This window comes from Rickettsia sp. Tenjiku01 (genome assembly GCF_001653015.1).
In the GTDB taxonomy this organism is placed as follows: Bacteria; Pseudomonadota; Alphaproteobacteria; order Rickettsiales; family Rickettsiaceae; genus Rickettsia; species Rickettsia rickettsii.
In genome coordinates this window covers 25,156-47,594 of record NZ_BCMR01000010.1, presented here as the reverse complement: position 1 = coordinate 47,594, position 22,439 = coordinate 25,156, and the positions used below count along the sequence as shown (strand labels likewise).

The following is a 22,439-nucleotide window of genomic DNA, read 5'->3' as shown; positions in this document are numbered from 1 at the left end:
TTGCGTTAAAAACTAAAACCGTCATTGCGAGCGAACGTAAAGAGCATGGCAATCTCATAAAATAATAACAAATTCCTGAGATTGCTTTGTCAATTACTTCGTAATTTGCTTCGCCATGACGGAAAAAAACTCATAAAATCTTAAAGAATGTTAGAATTACCTATTATATCTATCAGTATTTTTCTGCCGCTAATAAGCGTGCTATATATTTTGCTGTTTATTAGTCAAAGTAAAAAAGCAGATAAACCGATATATGTAATGTATGTTGCAGTGCTTAGTTCTGTTTTAACATTCATCTCAACTATCTATATTTTAATAGAGTTTGACTCCTCAAACCCCGCTTATCAATTTGTTGAACGCTACGCTTGGCTTGATAAGATCGGGCTTGAATTCCATGTAGGCGTTGACGGTATATCAATATTTTTTGTGGTTCTAACTTCTTTTCTTACTCTTATTTGTATAATTGGAAGCTTATTTACCGTTAAAAAATATATTAAAGAATATTTGGTATGTTTTTTATTAATGGAATCTTTTTGTATAGGGGCATTTACCTCGGTAAATTTACTATTATTTTATCTGTTTTTTGAAGCAATATTAGTGCCGATGTATATTATTATCGGCGTATGGGGTGGCAAGAATAGAATATATGCGGCTCTTAAATTCTTCTTATACACGTTCTTTGGTTCTGTATTTTTCCTACTTTCATTAATTTATATTTATAGCAAAATGCATAGCTTTGATTTAACCTATATCTTTCAGCTTACCGATAATATTCCATTATTTGCTCAGCAAATTTTATGGTGGGCTATCTTTATTGCTTTTGCCGTTAAAATCCCTATGATTCCTTTTCATACTTGGCTACCCGATGCACACGTACAAGCTCCAACCAGCGGCTCGGTTATTCTTGCCGGTATTTTGCTAAAACTCGGCGGTTACGGTTTTTTAAGAGTATTACTACCTCTATGTCCGAGTGTATCACAAGAATTTGCAATTTACGTAATTTACCTTAGCGTTATTGCTATAATATATGCATCACTCGTTACGCTTGCTCAAAAAGATATGAAGAAGATGATAGCATATTCATCTATTGCACATATGGGATATGTTACGATAGGTATTTTTAGCTTTACTAAAGCCGGAGTTAGCGGAGCAATATTTCAGATGCTTAGCCACGGTGTGATTTCTTCATGTCTATTCTTAATAGTCGGTACTTTGTACGAAAGATTACATACAAAAGAAATAGCTAAATATGGTGGTGTAGCAAGTAAAATGCCGATGCTTGCCGCATTTTTTATGATTGCAATGCTCGGTTCTGTCGGGTTACCCGGAACTAGTGGATTTATTGGAGAATTTTTCAGCCTGCTTGGGATCTATAAGGTGAATGTAGTAGCAACCTTTATAGCAGCTCTCGGCATAATCTTCGGGGCGGTTTATATGCTGAAATTATACAAAGAAGTAATGCTCGGTGAAATTACCAATAAAGAAATTATGCATTTCAGAGATTTATATAAATACGAAATAATCTCAATAGCTCCTTTAATATTATTAATTATTTACTTTGGTCTAATGCCGAGTTCTATTTTAAATGTATTTAGCTTATCGGTGGAAAATTTGCTGGTAAAATTTTAATTGCTTACAAAAAATATAAATGCCACTCTAATTATAGAACTTAAAAGTGAGATTTATATGAACAATAGCAAAAGAAACTACAAAAAATAAACCATGAATTAAACAACGCAACTAAAAAACTAGATCAAGAAGCTAATAAGATAACAGGCATAGATATAAGTCATGTGGTAAATCCTGATGCATCAGGTCATAAAGAAGCTTGAAGAGCTGCTCGTGAGAAACTTGGAATTGGTCATAATAATCAACAAGATAATACAGAATTAACTGGGACCACACCAGAAGAGTATCATGAAAATTAAATTTATTAAAAAGCAACAGATGTCATACCGTGGCTTGACCACGATATCTAGTAAAATTATTAGTATTTTGAATTGCTTTTATGGATACCGTGGTCAAGCTACGGTATGACAAGGACATGCTATCACTTCATCAATTACAATTTAAAAACTTATTTGATCTAAATATTACTTTTCTTCCTTCTTCTATAACATATATAAAAGGAGCTAACGGTTGTGGGAAAAGCTCGTTGCTACGAATGATAGCAGGAATAATGCAACCGAGTAGCGGTAATATCTACTATAGAAACTGTAATATTAACAATATCGCTAAACTTTACTGCACTTATATCGGTCATAATTTAGGTCTAAAATCAGAAATGACTGTTTTTGAGAATCTAAAATTTTGGTCAGAAATTTATAATTCCGCTGCAACCCTATATGCTGCTATTCATTACTTCAAATTACACGACTTATTAGATAAACAATGCTATAGTTTGTCTAGCGGAATGCAGAAAATCGTAGCCATAGCAAGGCTTATTGCTTGCCAATCTGACTTATGGCTACTTGATGAAGTTGAAACTAACTTAAGCAAAGAAAATAGGGCTTTACTCAATAATCTAATTGTCATGAAAGCAAATAGCGGCGGTATTGTGCTTCTATCCTCTCATCTAGAAAGCTCTATAAAATCTGCACAGATATTACGGCTTGATTAATTATTATTGTTTTTTGTACTTACAGCATGTGTTTTAGTAACTTTATATATTTTATTCTTATAACTAATTCTCTTGTCTTCTAGCTCTTTTGGAGGCTTTTAATTGTTCATATAAATCCTTATCATATGATTTTAGCTTTAAATATTGCTCATTAGTACTATATATTTTATGAGTTCCTCTTATTCCAGTAGGAATATAGTTTTTTAGTTTTTATAATTAAGAGAATAAAAGTCAAAAAAAAGAAAAGCAATAATTAAATTATAAAGGTTTATGAAATCTCGAATGTAAGGTTCGAATTTTCATGATATATTTTTTTAATTTAACTTTTTTGAAATGAACCTATTAATAGAATTACAATAGCATAATATACGTATATATTCCGAATAAATGAAGAGTAATTAAACGAGTATATTACCTATACTCGTAATCTTTGTGTAGTTTACTAGCGAGTGCCTGTTCCCATCTAGCGCCATTTTGCAGTAATCTTTCCTTATCGTAAATAAGTGCGGTATGAGTTAGACTTGCAAACTCAAAATTAGGACCTTCAACTATTGCATCTACAGGGCAAGCTTCCTGACATAATCCGCAATAAATGCATTTTGTCATATCTATATCATAACGAGTAGTACGCCTGCTGCCATCTTCTCGTTCGTCCGCTTCAATTACTATCGCTTGTGCCGGACAAATCGCCTCACAGAGTTTGCACGCAATGCAGCGTTCTTCACCGTTTTCATAGCGACGCAGGGCATGTTCACCCTTAAATCTTGGACTAATAGGGCTTTTTTCATAAGGATAATTTATGGTAACTTTGGGCTTAAAGAAATACTTTAAAGTCAAAGCCATCCCCCTTACTATCTCATATAGAAAAAACGATTTTAAATAGTTTATCATAAAAATTATATATTAAAGATCGCTGTATTTCTGCGGGGCATCACCCGCATGGATACCGAGTTGTAATTGCGAGCAGCCGTAGGCTGCGTGGCAATCTCGTCAAATATCCTGAGATTGCTACGTCAATTACTTCGTAATTTCCTCGCAATGACGGGTAAACCGATCAAGCAACAATGACAATAACACCTAAATACTCGGTAAATTATCTGTATAAACAAGCACACTTGATACTAACACTACCCAAAATAAAGTTATAGGTAAAAATACTTTCCAGCCAAGTCGCATTAATTGATCATAGCGATATCTTGGTAAGGTCGCTCTAATCCATAAAAAACAAAACAATAAGAATCCGACCTTAAATACAAACCAAAAGAACCCCGGAATACAATCTAACCACGATATATTAAAGGGTGGCAAGTAACCTCCTAAAAAGAAAGTCGTAGTCATTGCACTAACTAATATCATATTAGCATATTCACCTAGAAAAAATAAAGCAAATCCCATAGAGGAATATTCAACATTATAGCCAGCAACTAACTCCGATTCTGCTTCAGGTAAATCAAAAGGTAATCTATTTGTTTCGGCAAGCACCGAGATAAAAAACACGACACCCATAGGTAGTAGCATTAAATCAATCCACCATGGCATTGTTCTTTGTGCTTCAATGATCTCACTTAAATTGAGAGTACCGGTAGTAAGTAGCACGGTAATAATAACCAGCCCCATCGACACTTCATAAGAAATCATTTGGGCAGAGGAACGTATAGCTCCTAAAAAAGCATATTTTGAGTTACTAGCCCAGCCAGCAATAATAATGCCGTAAACACTTAAAGAAGAAATAGCAAGAATATATAAAACACCTACATTAATATCTGCCAGAACTACGCCCTTTGCAAAGGGCATAACTGCCCAGCCGATTAAACTTAATATAAAAGTTATCATCGGTGCTAAAATAAATAATATTTTATCGGAATTGGTTGGAATGATCGGCTCTTTGAATAAGAGCTTAACCGCATCGGCAATAGGCTGAAGTAATCCAAACGGACCAACAACGTTAGGTCCTCGTCGAAGCTGCATTAATCCAATAACACGACGCTCTGCATATGTTAAATACGCAACGCACAATATTAAAGGGATAGTAATTGCAACTACCTTTAGAGCGATGATAATTAACGGAAAAATATATTCAAAAAAGAGTTCTAGCATGATTGTACTCTTATTATATCATTCCCACAAAAGTGAGAATCCAGAAAATAATTTACAAAAAAAGAGCTGGATTCCCGCTTTTGCAGGAATGACATACGGGGTGAGAATAGCATATTTTTCATCATGCCACCTCCTCATCTCTTGCTTCCTTAGCCTCAACGCACTTAGCCATAGTGACCGAATTTTTACTAATCACGTCAGTCATATAATAATTAATAGGTTCTGCAGTTATAGGCTCTTTTGATAACTTATCTTTAGAGCTAAACGTACTAAATTTATTTTCTATAATTCTATCAATACTAGCAAATACCTTATATTCTTTAGCAAGCCTTACTCTTACTTCTTGCAAATTATCCATTCCGATATCTATTTTTAGATAACCGGCAAGCTCTTTAATAATTTCTATATCTTCTTTAGCTACCCCTACAGGCGATACTGCTTTTTCTGCTATTTGCGGTCTACCTTCTAAATTTACGTAAATTCCGCTCTGCTCGGTATAAGCAGCCGCAGGTAAAATTACATCAGCACTGCTAGCACCTGCGTCCCCGTGATGTCCTTGATATATTATAAAAGTCGATTTCAGCTTATCAAATGGGATGGCGTCCGTCCCAAGTAAATAAGCGAGTTCCAACTCTTCGAGCTTAATAGGAGTATTAAAACCAATATCAAGACCGCCAACTATAGAAGCGTGATTATGCAATATATTAAAACCTTTCCAATCATCACGCATAATATTATATTCAGTCACTATCTTATGAATAAGCGACAATATAGCATATCCGTCATCTCTTGCATATACACCGTCACCTACTATAATCATCAGATATTTTGCTGCTTTTAAGGCTTTCGTAAACTCATGAATACCAATGGCTAGCTCCTCAATAATCTTAATATCACTTCCTAAATCCTGAATTTTATAGGTTTGGTTATGCCCCCCACCTATTCTTGCTACTTTTAGTGAGTCGGCACGTACTCGCATACCTATTCTACTATTTAATACTGGAGCTATTTGCCTTGGATTTGCTCCGATTAGCAAACATAAATCAGCTTTTTCTATCCCTGCAATAGTAGTATTAAATAAATAATTGCCTCGCTGCATGGTATCTAGTTTATAGTCAAACTGATTAACGCTATAATTATTAGAACCAAGCTTTTGCAATAATGTTTTTAACATAAACATTGCTTCGACAGAAGAGAGAGAACCAGCAATAGCAGCAATCTTTTCTGGTTTTACGGATTTTATTTTATCCGCTACTGTCTTTAAAACTTCACTCCAGCTAGCTTCTACTAACTTACCATTTTTTCTGATATAAGGACGATCCAAGCGCTGATATTTTAAACCGTCATAGCTAAAACGATTCTTATCCGAAAGCCACTCTTCATTTATTTCTTCATTAACACGAGGTAATATCCTCATTACCTCATTGCCTCTACTATCAATACGAATATTAGAGCCTTCGGCATCATGCACTCCAATGCTAGCGGTATGTTTTAGCTCCCATTTACGAGCTTTAAAAGCATAAGGCTTAGAGTTCAAAGCACCGACGGGACAAATATCGATCATATTACCGGAAATTTCGGAATCTAAAGTTTGCTCTAAATATGAAGTTACTTCCATGTGTTCTCCACGGTGAATAGCTCCCATTTCCTCTATTCCCGCTATATCGCTCGCAAATCTAATACATCTTGTGCATTGTATGCATCTAGTCATCGCTGTTTTAATCAGCGGTCCCATATATTTATCTTTAATAGATCTCTTATTTTCGTGGAATCTATTAGTACCTTTGCCGTATCTGAAAGCCTGATCCTGTAAATTACACTCTCCGCCCTGATCACAAATAGGACAATCTAAAGGATGGTTAATCAGTAAAAACTCCATCACCCCTTCACGTGCTTTTTTTACCATCGGCGTATCGGTATGAATAACCATACCGTTACTTACCGGCATAGCACAAGAAGCTATAGGCTTTGGTGATTTTTCCATTTCAACCAAGCACATACGGCAATTACCAGCAATTTTTAGACGCTCATGATAACAAAAATAAGGGATTTCTTTTCCTGCTTGTGTACAGGCTTGATAAACGGTGCTACCTTCTGATACTTCTATTTCAGAACCGTCTACGTTCAGCTTTATCATTTTTATTTTATCCAATAAGTCATAGGGTTTGGGTATGCTTTGTCTTCTATCATATATTTAAAACCGAGGGCAACACGAAGTATATACCAAACAGCGAGTATAACGTATAGTACTACTCCAATCATGATAAACGTAAATATAAAACATACAATCCACCCAAGAACCCCAAGGCAAAAAGTACGAAATAAAAACACGTAATGACTAATTGCAAAGTTATCGCCTTTATCTTTGTTAAGATATGCAAAAAATACCCCGATTAACGGCAATATCGGAGCTACGATCCCGCATAAATATAATATATATACCACAATTAAATTTTTCTTACCGCTCTCGGTATATTCTTTAAGATGCTTGTCCATATTTTTACCTCTTTATGTCGTTCCCATGTGGCGTTGTTACATGGCTACCTATCATTGCGAGCAGCCGTAGGCTGCGTGGCAATCTCATGAAATAATAACAAACTCCCAAGATTATGTACAATTGCTAAGCAATTTCCTCGCAATGACGATACCAGCAAACTACCCCCTCAAACTCTCTACCACAAAATGCATAATACTGCCGTGCTTTATATAATTTATCTCATTATCCGTAAATATTTGCAATATTAAATCGATTGTTCTTATTGCACCGGTTTGTTTTTTTATCACGCATTTAACAGGATGATAAGAGCTTATATTCTCGCTTAAGCCTGTAATGTCAATAGTTTCTGAACCGTCTAACTTTAAATCTAATCTTGTATTATTGCCGGTAAAAGTTAGCGGTAAAATACCCATACCTACTAAATTTGAGCGATGTATTCGCTCAAAGCTCTCGGCAATCACTGCCTTTACACCAAGCAACCCAGGTCCTTTTGCTGCCCAGTCTCTAGATGAGCCGCTGCCATATTCTTTACCTGCAAAAATCACTACCGATACATCATGAGCTTTGTAGTCCATAGCTGCATCGTAGATAGTTTGCTGCGTGCCGTTTAACTGGTTTATGGTAAACCCGCCTTCTACACCTTTACACATCTCATTTTTTATACGAATATTAGCAAATGTGCCACGCATCATTACTTCATGATTTCCTCTACGTGATCCGTAAGAGTTGAAATCTAGAGACTCTATATGATGGTCCGTTAAATATTTAGCAGCAGGGCTGGTTTTACTAATACTACCTGCCGGCGAAATATGATCGGTAGTAATAGAATCACCGAGAATTGCTAGAATTTTTGCAGATTTTATATCTTGTATATTATTCTTGCTGCCTATATCCTTAAAATAAGGTGGATTATTAATATAAGTACTATTCTTATTCCAGTTATAAGTAGAACTATTAGTAACCTGTAAATCTTTCCACTCTTTCGTTCCGCTAAATATATCAGAATATTTTTCTATAAACATAGAGGAATTAATTGAATTTGCAATAACTTCATCTATCTCTTCTTTGCTTGGCCAAAGATCTTTTAAATAAATATTTTCTCCTATGGGCATATTTGTTAGATCTATATTAAGAGTGCCGCTAAGTGCATATGCTACGACTAAAATAGGCGAGCCGAGATAGCTTGCTTTAGTAAGCGGATTAATTCGCCCTTCAAAATTCCTATTACCAGATAAAACAGAAGCAACAACTAGCCCGTTTTTGTTAATAGTTTCCTCTATTTCTGGATTTAGAGGTCCGGAATTACCAATGCAAGTAGTGCAGCCGTAACCTACTAGATTAAACCCTAATTCATCTAAATATTTATCAAGACCACTAAGCTTCAAATATTCCGTTACGACTTTTGAACCAGGCGCAAGAGAAGTTTTAACCCAAGGTTTTACCTTTAACCCGTGTTCTAGTGCTTTTTTAGCAAGAAGTGCTGTACCAATTATAACCGAAGGATTAGAAGTATTAGTACAGCTAGTAATTGCTGCAATTACCACATCGCCGTTACCAATTTTGTAATTCTGATTTGCTACGGCATATTTTTTATCAATGTCTTTATTTTCTAAAGCAAAATTTGGTAATTCATATTTAAAATTACTTGCTACATCATTTAAGTTTACTCGATCTTGCGGACGTTTTGGACCGGCAAGTGAGCTATGTACCATAGATAAATCTAGCTCTAAAACCTCAGTATATTCTGCCGCATGTTCAAAATCATACCAAAGATTCTGCTCGGTTGCGTATTGCTCTACTAATCTGATTTGCGTTTTTTCTCTACCTGTTAGCTCTAGATATTTTATAGTTTCTTGATCAATCGGGAAAAAGCCGCAAGTAGCACCGTATTCAGGCGACATATTAGAAATAGTAGCACGATCGGCAATCATTAGGTTTTTAAGACCCTCACCGAAAAACTCGACAAATTTACCTACTACTTTCTTTTTCCGCAACATCTCGGTAACGGTTAAAACTAAATCGGTTGCGGTAGCTATACCTGTTAATTTTCCTGTTAGTTTTACCCCAATTACCTCCGGCAGGATCATAGTAAGAGGTTGACCTAACATGACAGCTTCTGCTTCTATTCCGCCGACTCCCCAACCAAGCACCGATAAACCGTTTATCATAGTTGTATGGCTATCCGTTCCAACTAAACTATCAGGATAAAGGGTGCCGTCTTTATGCCACACGACTTTTGCTAAATATTCTAAATTTACCTGATGACAAATACCCGTACCCGGCGGCACTACTTTAAAATTATTAAATGCTTGCTGCCCCCATTTAAGCAATGCATAACGCTCTATATTACGTTTCATTTCCATTTGAACATTTTTATTGAATGAATCCTTAGCTGCATAAGAATCAACGCTTACGGAATGGTCTATTACTAAATCAACAGGAATAAGCGGATTAATTTTTAACGGATCACCTCCTATTTTCTTCATCGCATCACGCATAGCCGCCAAATCTACAATAGCAGGCACACCGGTAAAGTCCTGCATCAAAACTCTTGCCGGCATAAAATCTATTTCCGCATCAGATTTTTTAGTTTTTAGCCATTCTTTAAATACAAGTAAGCTTTGCTTTGAACCATTAGAACGTAATACATTCTCAAATAATACTCTTAAACTATATGGAAGCTTTTTTAAGGGAAGATCTATATCGCTTGCCGCTTTATTTATATCGTAAATTTTGTATGAAGTATTATCGACTGATAACTCTTGTATATATTCTGAATTATGTACTTTTGACATTTGTTTCTCACTTGATTATGTGGAATAAACATCGTCATTGTAAGCAACCGTAGAACTGCGTGGCAATCTCAGGAAGTTTGACAAGATTGCCGCGTCGCTTCTCGCTCCTCGCAATGACGGAAAAAAGCCTTGCAATAACATTAAAATAACCTTATCCCAAAACGTAGATTTCTCAAACAAATTAATGTTGATCTGATAAAGTTTTTTGAAGATCGAGAAGCTTAGTTGCTATTTCCGCTTCACTTAAATTCGTAACGTTAATAGCCGTTTCCGTAGCTATATTAATATAATTTGCCGTTACTTCGGTTACACCGCCGGAAATAAGATAAGTGTTTTCGGATTTATGCATATCATCTATATAAACCCGCACTAAACCGGCTTTTAAACTAACAATCATCGGAACGTGACTCGGCAACACTCCAAACATACCCTCCTCACCCGACATTGTTACCATTTTAGCTTGCTTTTCAAATGCAATACTTAAAGGAGTAATTATTTTGACTAGAATTGTTGCGTTCATAGAATAATATAGTAAAATTACTACGCCATTCCCGCCTACGCGGGAATGGCATCAACGTCACTTCAACGTCTGCGCCTTCTCTATAGCCTCGTCTATAGTTCCGACCATATAAAAAGCAGCTTCCGGTAAATCATCGTATTTACCCTCTACAAGTCCTTTAAAGCCTGCGATAGTATCGGCTAGATTAACAAATTTGCCTGCAGCTCCGGTAAATACTTCAGCGACATGGAAAGGCTGCGATAAGAAACGCTGTATTTTTCTAGCACGTGCCACGGTTAGTTTATCTTCTTCGGATAGCTCATCCATACCTAAAATAGTGATAATATCCTGCAACGATTTATAAGTTTGTAAAACCTGCTGCACTTGTCTTGCTACACTATAATGTTCTTCACCGACAATCATCGGATCAAGTACCTGCGAATTACTATCTAACGGATCAACTGCCGGATAAATCCCAAACTCAGCTATCTGACGGCTAAGTACCGTTGTAGCATCTAAATGTGCAAAAGAAGTAGCAGGAGCAGGATCAGTTAAATCATCCGCCGGTACATATATAGCCTGCACGGAAGTTATTGAGCCGTGCTTAGTAGAGGTGATACGCTCTTGTAGTTCGCCCATATCGGTTGCAAGAGTAGGCTGATACCCTACCGCTGACGGAATCCTACCGAGTAACGCCGATACTTCAGAACCTGCTTGAGTAAAACGGAAAATATTATCTACAAAAAACAAAACATCTTGCCCTTCATTCATATCTCTAAAACTCTCCGCAATGGTCAGACCGCTTAACGCAACTCTTGCCCTTGCTCCCGGCGGCTCGTTCATTTGTCCATAAACTAAAGCTACTTTTGATTTTTCAGGCTCTGCAAGGTTAATAACACCCGAGTCAATCATTTCATGGTAAAGATCATTACCTTCTCTAGTTCTCTCACCAACTCCTGCAAATACCGTATAACCGCCGTGTGCTTTAGCTACGTTATTAATAAGCTCCATTATAAGCACGGTTTTACCGACTCCTGCACCACCGAATAGTCCTATTTTACCGCCTTTAGTATAAGGAGCAAGTAAATCAATAACTTTAATACCGGTTACTAATATATTACGCTCGGTTGACTGATTAGTAAAATCAGGAGCAGGCTTATATATAGAAGAAATATTTGAGCTTTTAATGTCTCCTTTACCGTCAATCGGCTCACCTACAACATTCATAATACGCCCAAGCGTCTCAGTACCTACAGGAATACGAATAGGACTGCCTGTATCTATGACTTCTACGCCCCGCACTAACCCTTCCATAGAATCCATAGCAATACAACGTACTGTATCATCACCTATATGTTGTGCTACTTCCAGTACTATCCTTTGTTTATCGTTATAGCACTCTAGAGCATTTAAAATTTCCGGTAACTCACCGTTATTCGTAAATTTTACATCCACCACCGCTGAAATAATCTGAGTAATTTTTCCAATATTTTTTGTCATGATTTTTTCTTTTGTTAAAAAATATAATACAAATAAAATGAAGAACAGATAGACGCAGTTTAATGTGGAAAAGAGCAAGGCGTTTCATATTTTTGACAGCGTATATACTAGTACGTGAGGATCAAAAAATATGAAACAACGACGCCAATTTTTCAAATTAAACGAGTATATCTAAACCGCTTCTGAACCGGCTATAATCTCTATTAATTCCGTAGTAATAATAGCCTGTCTTGATCTATTTAGCTTTAAAACTAACTTGCTTATTAAATCATTAGCATTATTTGTTGCATTTTCCATAGCGGTCATTCTAGCTCCCTCCTCACTTGCTCTACTTTGTAGTAAAGCATAATTTATTTGGGAATTCACATATAAATTAATTAGATTAGAAATGAGATTTTCTCCCTCATATTCATAATTATAGTCAATTGATTTGGACTTGCCTACTATGTCACTCGTCGCTCTCCTATTATTTATAGGCTTCGCTCCTCGTTCCTTGTATCCGAATCCGACTAAATTAACTATAGGATTATCTATCATAGAATCATCCTGATATTTTGCTACTGGTAAAATCTGTTTTCTAGTCATAATTTGAGTCATTGCGTTCTTAAATTTATTAAAATATATAACACAATTACTAACTTCTAGATTTTCTACTGCCGACATAATTTTTTGTTTTACTTGTAGCATCAGATTTTCATCATGAATTTTGGGTAACTCAAAATAACTATCAATATAATTTACATATTGCCTTTTTAGTGCTTCGTAACCTTTTTTTCCAATAATGATAAGTTTTATTTGTTCGCCTTTATTTTCTAACTCTTTAATATCATTCTTAACTTGCTTAATTATACTGTAATTAAACGTTCCACATAAACCACGCTGTGATGTCATAACTATCAATAAATTTGCTTTATTCGGCACGGTATTAAAAAATTTCTGCTCTTCTATAGATAACTCATACATATCAATTGATAATATAGCAGACATCATTTTACTAACAGCCTCAATATAAAAATTTGAATTGGCTATTTGACTCTTTATTTTTGCCATTTTAGAAGCTGATACTAGTTGCATTGCTTTAGTAATCTTTTGTGTAGATTTAACGCTTTTAATTCTAGTTCTTAACTGCTTTAAATTTGACATATTTATTTAGTATTTTTATGTCATTGCGAGGAACGAAGCTTTGTTGCAATCTCGTCAAATATCCTGAGATTGCCACGCTCCTTTCAGTCACTCGCAATGACGATTTAGTATCCACACAAAAACAACATCATCTTATTTAACAAATTCCTTAACGAAGTTTTCTAAAAATGCTTTCAGTTTCTGCTCGGTTTCTTCGGTTATACGTTGCTCGTTTTTTATTGATTCCAAAATATCTTTTTTATTTAACCTTATCTCCGTAAGCATTTTATCTTCAAATTCTTTTACTTTCTGAAGCGGGATATCATTTAAATATTTCTTAGTTCCGACATAAATACTTACTATTTGTTCTTCTACCGGAAAAGGATGATATTGAGCTTGTTTTAATATCTCAACTAATCTTTTACCATGATCGATTTGTGCTTTAGTGGCAGGGTCTAAATCTGATCCAAATTGTGAGAAAGACTCAAGCTCTCTAAATTGAGCAAGCTCTAACTTTACCGAACCTGCTACCTGCTTCATAGCCTTTATTTGTGCTGCAGAACCAACACGGCTTACCGAAATACCAACATTAACGGCAGGTCTTACGCCTTTATAAAATAGCTCACTTTCTAAGAAAATTTGACCGTCGGTAATCGAAATAACATTTGTTGGGATATATGCGGATACGTCACCTGCCTGCGTTTCGATTATAGGAAGAGCAGTAAGTGAACCGCTGCCTTTTTCCTCTGACATTTTAGCAGCACGCTCAAGCAACCTTGAATGCAGGTAGAACACGTCACCGGGATAGGCTTCTCGCCCGGGAGGTCTTCTAAGTAATAATGAGATTTGTCTATATGCAACGGCATGCTTACTTAAATCATCATAAATAATAAGTGCGTGCATGCCGTTATCACGAAAATATTCGCCCATACTACAGGCAGAATAAGGGGCAATGAATTGAAGAGCTGCAGATTCCGAAGCAGTAGCCGAAACAATGAGTGTATAGTCCATGGCTCCGGCATCTTCTAGTTTTTTTACTATTTGTGCAACACTTGATCTTTTCTGCCCAATAGCTACATAAATACAATAAATTTTATCACTTTCATTAGTAAGTGAATGAGCTTGTTTTTGATTAATAATAGTATCAACGGCTATAGCCGTTTTTCCAGTTTGCCTATCACCGATTATTAACTCTCTTTGTCCTCTACCTATTGGGATTAACGAATCTATAGCCTTTATTCCGGTTTGTACGGGTTCACTCACACTCGTTCTTTCTATTATCCCCGGAGCCTTCATCTCGATATGTCTGTACTCTTTACTTGCAATATCGCCTTTACCGTCAATAGGATTACCTAGAGCATCAACAACACGACCAAGCAAAGCTTTTCCTACCGGTACTTCTAAAACTTCTTTAGTTCTTTTGACATTATCACCTTGCTGTACTTGGTTATCATCCCCCATAATTACAGCACCGACACTATCGTTTTCCAAGTTTAAAACAAGGCCCTTAACACCGGATTTAAATTCTACTACTTCACCGGATTTGACATTAGCAAGACCGTAAATTTGGGCTATACCGTCACCGACGGTTATTACCTGCCCTACTTCCTCAAGCTCACTTAAGCAATTAATATTAGCTATTTCCTTTTGTAATATTTCAGCTACTTCAATAGGCTTTAGTTTCATGTGGTTTATGTCTCCTAATTTTCTTGTCATTGCGAACGAGCATTGCCCGTGTGGATACCGAATCGTCATTGCGAGCAGCCGTAGGCCTCATGGCAATCTCATAAAATATCCTGAGATTGCTTTGTCAATTACTTCGTAATTTCCTCGCAATGACTATATAAATATCTATACAGCAATATTAACTGTCTTTAAAGCTTTCGTTATTTTCTCTAAACTACCTTTTATTGAGTAATCTTGCAACATACTATCATATTTAATTACAATACCGCCAATAATAGTATTATCTATATCAAATAATATTTCTGTTTTTTGATTTAATTCTTTTTCTATACGAGATTTAATCCACTCCTGCTCTTTAGGTTGTAACTTATTTGCAGAAATAACCTGAACTATCTTTATGTTTTTACTTTCATATAGTAAAGTATTATAAGCATCTACTATATTAGATAAAATAGCAGTACGAGAATTTTTTACCAATAACAATAAAAAATTTTGTACTATTGTGCTAATTTTGATATTTTTTGCTAATGAATTGACTGCGTTAATTTTGTCGTTCTTATTTACTATAGGAGAAAATAGGAACTCTCTAATATCAAAATTATCGGTAATTATACGGTTTATAGAAGTAATTTCTTCAAAGATCTTATCTTGTATATTATCAACCATAGCGTTATTAAATAACGCTACTGCATAATTCTCGATTAAATTACCTTTGTTCATTTTCTTAATTTATATCTCCGAAGTAAAATGAAACGTATATACGAAGATCAACTTCAACAAGAGCAAGGAGTCTATAAGGCGAAGAGCGGAGCATATACTTAATACGTGAGCACCACAGCTCTTATAAGACGACGTAGCCAATTTTTGAAGTTCATCGAGTATTATATATGTATTGCCCTATCATAAGCAGAGAATACTGATTCATGCATCATTTCCGATAAAGTCGGATGCGGGAAGATAGTGTTAATTAAATCCAACTCCGTTCCTTCTAAATTTTTTGAAACCACATATCCTTGTATTAATTCCGTAACTTCCGAGCCTATCATATGAGCTCCAAGCAACTCACCCGTCTTAGCATCAAATATAGTTTTAATTAAGCCATCGCTATCACCGCTTACTAAAGCCTTACCGTTAGCTATAAAAGGAAATCTGCCTATTTTAAGCTCATAACCTAAGGTTGTTGCTGCTTCTTCAGTCAAACCGACGCTTGCTATTTGCGGCGAAGAATAAGTGCAACCAGGAATATTATGTTTATTAATAGTATGCGGTTTTAAGCCCGCTATGCTTTCCGCTGCAATAATACCTTCATGGCTTGCTTTATGAGCTAAACAAGGCACTCCTGCTACATCGCCTATAGCATAAATTCCTGATGCCGCAGTTTGCATTAACCCGTTAGTAGTTATATAGCCGTTTTCTACTTTAATTTTTGTTTTCTCAAGACCTAAATTTTCCGTATTAGCTGTAATACCTACTGCCATAAGTAAAATTTCAGCTTGTAATTTTTGTGTTTTATCTGCTAACTCTAACTCAACTTCTATCTTATCTTTTGATTTTGTTTGCTTAATTAACTTAGCATTTGTAATAATTTTTATACCTTTCTTCTCAAAGTTCTTATGAGCGATTCCGCTAATTTCCATATCTTCAGCAGGCAATATTCTATTATGTGCCTCAATTACGGTAACATCCACACCAATACTATTATAAAACGAAGCGAATTCTATACCGATTGCACCTGAGCCGACAATAATCATAGATTTCGGCACATGCTGCGGTATCATAGCTTCTTTAGAAGTCCAAATTTGTTTACCATCAGGCTTAAAGCCTTTTAAAACCCTAGATCTTGCGCCGGTAGCTATAATAATATTTCCTGCTTTTACTGTAGGTTTATCATTTATATTTATTACCTTATTTCCTGCAAGACTTGCTACTCCGTCTATCACGGTCACTTTGTTTTTGTTCAGTAGTAACTTAACACCGCCTGCAAGCTTATTTGAAATCTCTCTTGAGCGTTCGACTATTTTCTTAATGTTGATTTCAGCACCTTTAGCATCAATTCCATAATCTTTAGCATGTTTTATATATTCAAAAACCTCAGCAGATTTAAGCAGGGATTTAGTCGGTATACACCCCCAATTAAGACATACCCCACCCAAATGCTCTTTTTCTATTAATACAACTTTTTTCTTTAATTGTGCTGCTCTAATTGCTGCAACATATCCACCTGGACCACCGCCTATAACGGCTACATCATATTGTTCCATTTTATTTTTATTTTGTTAGTTTGTTATGAACATTAACATCATTGCGAGGAGATGCACAGCATCGACGCAGCAATCTCAGGAATCATACACTATCTCCTGAGATTGCTACGCTCCTTTCAGTCGCTTGCAATGACGAAAATGGAAATGACACTAGAGTATACTACTCTTCAGCATCCATCTATTCTTTTCATGCACCTTAATTCGTCCAATAATCATATCGGCTGTACCCTCATCGCCCTCTGCTTGTGCTGCTTTGAGTCCCTTATATTAATGTATCTCTAATAATATCTTGATCTTTTGTTAGACTTTTAAGCATTTCATTTGCCGTTGTGTTTAGATTTGCCTCATCATAGATGCAAGTTTTATTAAATCTGATACTGCGGGAACTTTAGCATTTAAACTTCTTATTCTTTCAGCAAACTCATCTAAGCTTTCAGCTAAATCTTCATACTGCCCCTCAAATAATAAATGTAGACTTCTAAACTCTGCTCCTTCTACATTCCAATGATAATTTTGTGTTTTAAAATATAAAGCATAGCTATCTGCTAAAATTTGTTCTAAAGCTTTTACTACTTGTATAATACCCTTAAATTTCTATGAACTTTTTGATTTTATAACATTTCTTTAGATACTTCAAGCGATATTGAAATTTATATAATTTCACCTAATTGCAATGATTATATATTAATTATTAATTTTTGTTAATAATTTCTTGACTATCAAATAAGTACTGCTGATTATGCCCTTCAATTTTAAAAATCCAAAGGAATAGCAACATGATACATCAATTAACTTCATTTTTAACCACTGTGGCAAGGATTACTACAGCAAGAGCAACAATTGGAGATCAAGAATATAATATGCTTCAAATAGGATATAACGGAGAAAATTATTATATAGATCCTACTACAAAAAATTTAATTGTATCGAATTGTCCTAAAAACAATATGGCAGTGATGGAGTATAGCAAAGGAATTGAAGTATTAAATAGCGATATCATGAACCTAATATTTAGAGGGTTTTTCAAAATAAAGAAAGCGTTAACTAACTATAGACTAGGCTATTATTACTGCAGTTAATGATAATGGAGACGATATACGAGATTATATGTTAAAAAAAAACAAGGTGATAATACTTTTATGTATGAGGAAGCATTGATGAAAATATGTCAAGAAAATTTTCGTTATTATTTTGATCTACAAAATTATACTAAAATTTAAAACCCTACTAGAGTATATAGTTAATACTGCAACAACTAATAACCCTATTACTATAGGTAATAGTAAAGGATGCAAAATATTTGAAGTACTTAAAGGAAATAATTTGAATGGAATTTCTTTAGAAATAAAGGATTTAATATCTAACCCGATATCTAGCACTACTCAAGGTACTAGCACAATAGAAAACTTATTAGAACTCATAACAAAAGACTTATCTGAAATAGCAGCTAATCCGATTAATAACACAATAACAAGCTCTACTGCCGAAATTTCTGAATCAATCTTTTCCGATAACACCAAAAGTTAGACTGAAACGGGAATAAATTTAATTAATAACACCGTAGCAAACCTTACTAATACTGCTTTCAATACAACTTACAACTCTCAAGAAAATATGTTTGATGAGAGTGACAACGATAATTCCTTGTTTAGCTCATAAAGCAAGCCATGAAGGTATTATTGCAGCGGAAAGCATAGTGGGCTTAAAACCACATACTATTAATAAACATAATATTCCTGGTTGCACTTATTCTTCGCCACAAATAGCAAGCGTCGGTTTGACTGAAGCAGCAACAACCTTAGGTTATGAGCTTAAAATAGGCAGATTTCCTTTTATAGCTAACGGTAAGGCTTTAGTAAGCAGTGATAGCGATGGCTTAATTAAAACAATATATTGATGAAATTGAAGCTGAAAAACTTGCTGCTGAAATTAATGAAGATGTTACTACTGAAAATAACACTCTACTTGATAATGATCATGCTGTGGTAGATATGACCGGAGTCTCCTATGAAGAAGAAGGTACTTTAGTATAGATAACCTAGAGTATTGCTTTTTAATCAACAACCAATAGCAAATTCACTGTTGGTTGTTCCTCGAAAATAAAAATTGAGATTTATTTCAATTCTTGATTTATCAATTCTTTTAGCTTTTCTTTCTCTGCTTCTTTAGAACGTTGCCCTGCATAAGAATCATAATTTTTATTATCTTCAATGAAATGTACCAAGAAAACTGTTCTGTCATTTTTTTTGTAGCCAACCTATAAACCATCCGATTTTACGATCCTTTAACTTTACAGTTCTATCTTGGCTAAGTTTATTACCACTACCTGTTTTACCGTAACGCTTCCAACAATCTACAAAATCTTCAATAAACAAAATATCTTTAGTCATTTCTTGGGCTTGAACACTTACAGGCAATTTATTCTCTGCTAGTTTCTGAAGAAAAGCTAATTGTTCTTACGGTGAAATTTCTAAAGAACTAGAAAGCCATGCATTAGTTAAACCGTTATTCTTTCCTTTATCTTCTACTGAAATATCACGATTACCATAATCACATTATGTTACATAATCACGAAATTTTTCAATACCTAATTCTTTAGTAATAATCTGAGAATACCAAACACAGCTATTCTTCATCCAATCTTTAGGTGTTTGGGATTGTTTCCAAACTTCAAGATAGTCAGCATATCCTTCTTTAACAGGTAATTTTGGATGAGTTTCATCAATTAAAAACCCATCATCATAACCCATTAAACTTATAGCAATTTTAAATGTTGAGCATGGAGCATAACGAGACTCACAATTACCTTCTTGTTTTATAATTTTCATTAACTAAAAAACAATCTGCTTGAGTTATAAAAGTTACAGTAAGTGATATTAGGGCAGTGAGGTATAAAATAATTTTTTTCATAGGTTAAAATAAAAATAGGTGGTTTTGTTGCATGACATAGAGAACAGAGAATGACATCGGCTTAAACTAATTATACAGTTTAGTAAATTTCCTGCGATTGATCTTCCTTACTCGGTACATAATCAAAAATATCATTATTATCTTGATTATCAATCATATCTTCATTCTCAAGCATCTGAACATTATTTACTTTAAATGCTTCTATAACAGTACCGCTTGGTGTAATTTTACCAGTTGCTCTATCTACGGCGATTAGCTTAATTGAATCTGGAACTTTGAAAGGCAGCGATGGCTTATCCTTATAAGCATTACTCATAAAATCAATAAAAATCGGTAATACTACGTTTGAGCCTGTTGCTCTTTTTCCAAGCTCTTTCGGTGTATCATAACCCACATAACTGCCGACTACTATTTTGGGTGTAAAACCTACAAACCATGTATCTTTACTATCGTTACTAGTACCGGTTTTGCCGCCGATAATTTTCCCTAACTTCTTCGCAGCATAACCGGTACCTCTATCTATTGCTCCGGTTAAAAACGAAGTAATTTGATAATCACTAGCTTCATCCGTAACTCTATAGATATATTCTTTCGGTATTTCTAATATTGCGGTATCTAAATTACTATCCGAAACATTACAAGCAAGACATTCTCTATCATCTCGCCTATAAATAATTTTACCATTACGATCTTTAATTAATTCTACAAAATGAGGCTCAACTTTTTTACCGCCGTTAGCAATAATTGCATAAGCATTAGTCATTCTGCTAAGTGTGGTTTCAATTGAACCAAGTACCATAGAGTAAACTTTTTTTGGTTCATTATTAATACCGAAACGCTTAATTATATCAACGATTTTTGTAAGTCCTACGGCAGTTGCAACTCTTACGGTTATAAGATTACGAGATTTTTCAAGACCAGCACGCATAGTGATTTCACCTAAAAACTTACCCTCATAATTTTTAGGACGCCAACTAGGCATCCCTGGACCTTGCGAAATCTCAATAGGTCCATCATTAAAAATCTGATTCGGCTTAACACCGTTTTCAAGAGCTGCTAAATAAACAAAGGTTTTACTCAAAGAACCGGGTTGACGCAGTGCTTGAGTTACTCTATCAAATTTACTTGTGGAAAAATCATAACCGCCGACGCTTGCAAGTACCTGTCCGGTATTTGGGTTCATAACCATAATAGCACCGTTTACTTCAGGAATCTGACGAAGAGCATACCCCTCTTTTATAGCCTCAACCACTATCACATCACCTTTTTTAAGCAAGGTCTTAACTGATTTAAGATTACTTCTTGCCCATTTCATTTCAGCAATAGGCATCTTAGATTTGCTGCCGTCTATAAGTCCAATTTCTACATGATTATCGGCTACATCTAGAACTACAGCTAATTTATACTCTAAAAGCGATGGAGGAGTCGGTAGTTTTTGTAGCTCTCCTTGCCAATTATCAAGAGAAATATTAGCTATAGGCTTTCTAAAACCACGCCTTCTATCAAACTCCCTTAGACCTTTTCTTAGAGAGTTTTCAGCTAATTGCTGCATCTTTGCATCTAAAGAAGTAATGATAGTAAGACCTCCAGTATAAAATTCTTCCTTACTATTTAACATCCTAATTACTTCTTCTCTGACCTGTGCAGCATAATAATCTGCCGTAACAGTTTCTTCCTTAGCTCGTTTACGTAAAACTATCGGGCTATCCATAGCTTCTTTCGCAGCGTCTCTTGTTATATAACCATCTTCAAACATACGTGCTATTACGTAATCACGACGAGCTTTTACTCTAGCATAGTTTCTCTCAGGATTAAGTTCGGAAGGGGCTTTAGGCAGTGCCGCAATAAAAGCTGATTCTGCAATAGTAAGTTCCTCTACGGATTTATTAAAATAATTTTGTGCAGCTACCACAACACCGTATGCACCACGACCAAAAAATGTTTGATTAAGATATAATTCTAAAATTTGATCCTTAGTAAATACTCTTGAAATCATATAAGAAAGAATCGCTTCTTTAATCTTACGTTCAAGAGAAACTTCGTTAGTTAGCAGAAAATTTTTAACCACTTGCTGAGTAATGGTAGACGCTCCTTCCATACGCCTATGATGTAAATAATTAGATATGTTTAAAAATGCCGCTCTAACTATTCCGAACAAATCAACGCCGGGATGGTTATAGAAATTCTTATCCTCAGCTGCAATAAAACTTTCTATTAGCGAACTCGGTACGCTATTAATCGGTACAAATACACGACGTTCAAAAGCGTACTCCTCCATTAATTTGCCGTCACGGGAATAAATACGCGTTACCGACGGTGGATAATAACGTGCAAGCTGTGAGTAATCAGGCAAATCACGTGAATAGTGGTATATTATATAAGCAGTAATCCCGCAACCTACTAAAATAAGGAAGACAAAAATTTTTAAACAAAAAAGAAGAGATTTATACAT

At 35.1% G+C, this 22,439-nt stretch carries 17 protein-coding genes and 3 pseudogenes; 5 read left to right on the top strand and 15 right to left on the bottom strand.

The features are described from left to right. The first annotated feature begins 147 nt into the window (after positions 1-147). Together TENJIKU01_RS03850 and ccmA are read left to right on the top strand one after the other, a co-directional pair. Positions 148-1,629: an NADH-quinone oxidoreductase subunit M gene (locus tag TENJIKU01_RS03850; protein ID WP_064429271.1), complete on the top strand. Its 1,482-nt coding sequence runs from the start codon at positions 148-150 to the stop codon at positions 1,627-1,629. Positions 1,630-2,044: 415 nt separating this feature from the next. Then, positions 2,045-2,620: a heme ABC exporter ATP-binding protein CcmA gene (gene ccmA / locus TENJIKU01_RS03845; RefSeq protein ID WP_064429270.1), complete on the top strand. Its 576-nt coding sequence runs from the start codon at positions 2,045-2,047 to the stop codon at positions 2,618-2,620. Positions 2,621-3,031: 411 nt separating this feature from the next. Here the strand turns inward: ccmA and nuoI are convergent, their stop codons facing one another. From nuoI to TENJIKU01_RS07545, 12 genes and pseudogenes are all read right to left on the bottom strand, one after another. Continuing rightward, on the bottom strand, positions 3,032-3,511 hold the full coding sequence (nuoI, locus tag TENJIKU01_RS03840) for an NADH-quinone oxidoreductase subunit NuoI (RefSeq protein ID WP_064429269.1): 480 nt from the start codon (positions 3,509-3,511) through the stop codon (positions 3,032-3,034). Between the two features lie 186 nt (positions 3,512-3,697). Beyond that, positions 3,698-4,717, bottom strand: coding sequence for an NADH-quinone oxidoreductase subunit NuoH (gene nuoH / locus TENJIKU01_RS03835; protein WP_064429268.1), 1,020 nt, complete (start codon positions 4,715-4,717; stop codon positions 3,698-3,700). 121 nt (positions 4,718-4,838) lie between these two features. Beyond that, complete coding sequence (gene nuoG, locus TENJIKU01_RS03830; RefSeq protein ID WP_064429323.1) at positions 4,839-6,854, bottom strand: NADH-quinone oxidoreductase subunit NuoG; 2,016 nt, start codon at positions 6,852-6,854, stop codon at positions 4,839-4,841. 2 nt (positions 6,855-6,856) lie between these two features. After that, positions 6,857-7,213 carry a DUF4870 family protein gene (locus TENJIKU01_RS03825; RefSeq protein WP_064429267.1) on the bottom strand — a complete coding sequence of 119 codons (357 nt, stop codon included), beginning with the start codon at positions 7,211-7,213 and terminating at the stop codon, positions 6,857-6,859. Between the two features lie 159 nt (positions 7,214-7,372). Continuing rightward, positions 7,373-10,009, bottom strand: coding sequence for an aconitate hydratase AcnA (gene acnA / locus TENJIKU01_RS03820; RefSeq protein WP_064429266.1), 2,637 nt, complete (start codon positions 10,007-10,009; stop codon positions 7,373-7,375). A 181-nt stretch (positions 10,010-10,190) separates the two neighbouring features. After that, positions 10,191-10,529 (bottom strand): F0F1 ATP synthase subunit epsilon, encoded by a 339-nt coding sequence (locus TENJIKU01_RS03815; RefSeq protein ID WP_064429265.1) that lies wholly within the window; start codon positions 10,527-10,529, stop codon positions 10,191-10,193. Positions 10,530-10,586: 57 nt separating this feature from the next. Beyond that, a complete protein-coding gene (atpD, locus tag TENJIKU01_RS03810) occupies positions 10,587-12,008 on the bottom strand; it encodes a F0F1 ATP synthase subunit beta (RefSeq protein WP_064429264.1) in 1,422 nt (473 codons plus the stop codon). Between the two features lie 171 nt (positions 12,009-12,179). Then, positions 12,180-13,151: an ATP synthase F1 subunit gamma gene (gene atpG / locus TENJIKU01_RS03805; protein WP_064429263.1), complete on the bottom strand. Its 972-nt coding sequence runs from the start codon at positions 13,149-13,151 to the stop codon at positions 12,180-12,182. 132 nt (positions 13,152-13,283) lie between these two features. Beyond that, positions 13,284-14,816: a F0F1 ATP synthase subunit alpha gene (gene atpA, locus TENJIKU01_RS03800; protein ID WP_064429262.1), complete on the bottom strand. Its 1,533-nt coding sequence runs from the start codon at positions 14,814-14,816 to the stop codon at positions 13,284-13,286. Positions 14,817-14,981: 165 nt separating this feature from the next. Beyond that, positions 14,982-15,536 (bottom strand): ATP synthase F1 subunit delta, encoded by a 555-nt coding sequence (atpH, locus tag TENJIKU01_RS03795; protein ID WP_016917105.1) that lies wholly within the window; start codon positions 15,534-15,536, stop codon positions 14,982-14,984. Between the two features lie 161 nt (positions 15,537-15,697). After that, a complete protein-coding gene (lpdA, locus tag TENJIKU01_RS03790) occupies positions 15,698-17,077 on the bottom strand; it encodes a dihydrolipoyl dehydrogenase (RefSeq protein WP_064429261.1) in 1,380 nt (459 codons plus the stop codon). 150 nt (positions 17,078-17,227) lie between these two features. Further along, a pseudogene (locus TENJIKU01_RS07545) lies at positions 17,228-17,656 on the bottom strand (Dps family protein). A gap of 197 nt (positions 17,657-17,853) precedes the next feature. Here TENJIKU01_RS07545 and TENJIKU01_RS03785 point away from each other — a divergent pair. The 3 genes and pseudogenes from TENJIKU01_RS03785 to TENJIKU01_RS08465 all read left to right on the top strand — a co-directional run. Beyond that, a complete protein-coding gene (locus TENJIKU01_RS03785) occupies positions 17,854-18,156 on the top strand; it encodes a hypothetical protein (RefSeq protein WP_064429260.1) in 303 nt (100 codons plus the stop codon). Positions 18,157-18,268: 112 nt separating this feature from the next. Further along, positions 18,269-18,604 (top strand): hypothetical protein, encoded by a 336-nt coding sequence (locus TENJIKU01_RS09685; protein ID WP_227779951.1) that lies wholly within the window; start codon positions 18,269-18,271, stop codon positions 18,602-18,604. 112 nt (positions 18,605-18,716) lie between these two features. After that, positions 18,717-18,971, top strand: a pseudogene (locus tag TENJIKU01_RS08465) (dihydrolipoyl dehydrogenase); the annotation flags it as partial. A gap of 219 nt (positions 18,972-19,190) precedes the next feature. On the opposite strand, the pseudogene TENJIKU01_RS08460 reads toward TENJIKU01_RS08465, so the two are convergent. The 3 genes and pseudogenes from TENJIKU01_RS08460 to TENJIKU01_RS03765 form a co-directional block, all read right to left on the bottom strand. Beyond that, positions 19,191-19,467, bottom strand: a pseudogene (locus TENJIKU01_RS08460) (penicillin-binding transpeptidase domain-containing protein). Between the two features lie 165 nt (positions 19,468-19,632). Next, positions 19,633-19,905, bottom strand: coding sequence for a penicillin-binding transpeptidase domain-containing protein (locus tag TENJIKU01_RS08455; protein WP_153019869.1), 273 nt, complete (start codon positions 19,903-19,905; stop codon positions 19,633-19,635). Positions 19,906-20,066: 161 nt separating this feature from the next. Beyond that, positions 20,067-22,439, bottom strand: a complete 2,373-nt coding sequence (locus TENJIKU01_RS03765) for a penicillin-binding protein 1A (protein WP_064429258.1) — start codon at positions 22,437-22,439, stop codon at positions 20,067-20,069.